General features: G+C 62.4%; 2 protein-coding genes. Both read left to right on the top strand.

Translation table 11 applies throughout. The features are described 5' to 3' along the window. On the top strand, positions 1-803 hold an 803-nt coding region (locus B4E36_RS05190; protein WP_345900068.1), incomplete at its 5' end, for a prolyl oligopeptidase family serine peptidase. Between the two features lie 239 nt (positions 804-1,042). Then, a partial coding sequence (locus B4E36_RS05185; protein WP_345900067.1) for a DUF2254 family protein occupies positions 1,043-1,879 on the top strand: 837 nt, incomplete at its 3' end.

The raw sequence follows: 1,879 nt of genomic DNA, 5'->3' as shown, positions 1-1,879 counted from the left end.
CCCGCCGTATCCAGGCGAAGGCCGCCGATGGCGAACTGGTGCCCGTCAGCATCGTCTATCGCAAGGATACGCCGCTCGACGGCACCGCGCCCTGCCTGCTCTACGGCTACGGCGCTTACGGCATCTCCATTCCGGCCTCGTTTTCCACCAATTGCCTGTCGCTGGTCGATCGCGGCTTCGTCTATGCCATTGCCCATATCCGCGGCGGTAAGGACAAGGGTTTCGCCTGGTATGAAAACGGCAAGATGATGCACAAGAAGAACACCTTCTCCGATTTCATCGCCGCCGCCGATGCGCTGGTGGCCGAAGGCTTCACCAGCCACGGCAGGATCGTCGCAGAGGGCGGTTCGGCCGGCGGCATGCTGATGGGTGCCGTCGCCAACATGGCGCCCGAAAAATTCGCCGGCATCATTGCCGCCGTGCCTTTCGTCGATGTCCTGACCACGATGCTGGACGACACCCTGCCGCTCACCCCGCCGGAATGGAACGAATGGGGCAACCCGATCGCCTCCGAGGAGGCCTACGACTATATCGCCAGCTACAGCCCCTACGACAATGTAGGACCGAAGCCCTACCCCGCCATTCTGGCGCTCGCCGGGCTCACCGATCCGCGCGTGACCTACTGGGAGCCGGCGAAATGGGTGGCGAAGCTGCGCGAGGCCACCACCGGCACGGCGCCGGTCCTGCTCAGAACCAATATGGACGCAGGCCATGGCGGGGCATCCGGGCGGTTCCAGCGGCTGGAGGAAAAGGCTCTGGAATACGCCTTTGCGCTGAAGGTCGCGGGCAAGGCCGATATCTGACGGGAGCGCCACTTTCTGCTAAGGTTTCGCGGCGTTTTCCACGGCACCCGAGGGACCTCCACGGAACAGAAACGACAGGCAGCGAGTTGACGCCATCAGGTTCACGCGCCCTAATGGAACGCGAGACCAATGAGCGGCGTTGGACAACCGACATCGTGGACCGATACCGGCGGGGATGAAGGCGGGATCGACCAGTTCCAGTTGAACTGCGGAAATGCCGCCCTGACAGAAAGAGCGCTATGAAACTTCAGCTGTCCCGGCGGTTATGGGTCATCTCCCAGGTCATGCGGCAATTGTGGTTTGTGGCCGCGATCTATTGCGTTGCCGGCATTGCCACCGCGCTTCTGGGTATTCTTCTGAACCGCTATATTCCTGAGGATATCGGCGACACGATCGGCGTCGATTCGGTAGGATCGCTGCTGTCGATCATCGCCTCGAGCATGCTGACGGTGCTGATCTTCTCGCTCAACACCGTGGTGCAGGCATCTTCGTCGGCGGCCAGCAGCGCCACGCCGCGGGCGGTCGGCACGCTTCTGGAAGACCGCACCGCGCAGTCGGCGCTTTCGACCTTTCTCGGCTCGTTCATCTTCAGCCTTGTCGGCCTGATCGCGCTCAACACCAAGCTCTACGGCACCGGCGGCCGGCTGGTTCTGTTTGTCGCCACCATTGCCGTCATCGTGTTGATCATCGGCACATTGCTGCGCTGGATCAACTATCTCGGTCGTCTCGGCAAGGTCAGCCGAACGATCGAGCAGGTCGAGGATCAGGCCGTCACCTCGATGCGCAACTATCGGGCCGAACCCTTTCTCGGCGGAACCGAATTCGACGGCGATATGCCGGGCGTCCTGCAACTCATCGAACCGCCCGAGTCCGGCTATCTGCGCTTTGTCGACATGGCGACCCTGGACGCGGTGTCCCGCAAGTTGAATGCCGATATCTACGTGCTGGAACGGCCAGGCGCTTTCGTCGCACCAGGCCGCCATATCGCCGGCATCAGGCTGACACAGGACGACGGCGTCGTGGACGAGGACGTCGTGGCGGAAGCCGCAAGGGCATTCACCATCGGCCATGAACGG

Origin of the sequence: Martelella sp. UBA3392 (genome assembly GCF_002358775.1) — a bacterium.
In the GTDB taxonomy this organism is placed as follows: Bacteria; Pseudomonadota; Alphaproteobacteria; order Rhizobiales; family Rhizobiaceae; genus Martelella; species Martelella mediterranea.
Note: the sequence above shows the minus strand (reverse complement) of the source record. Positions and strands in the feature narration are given on the sequence as shown.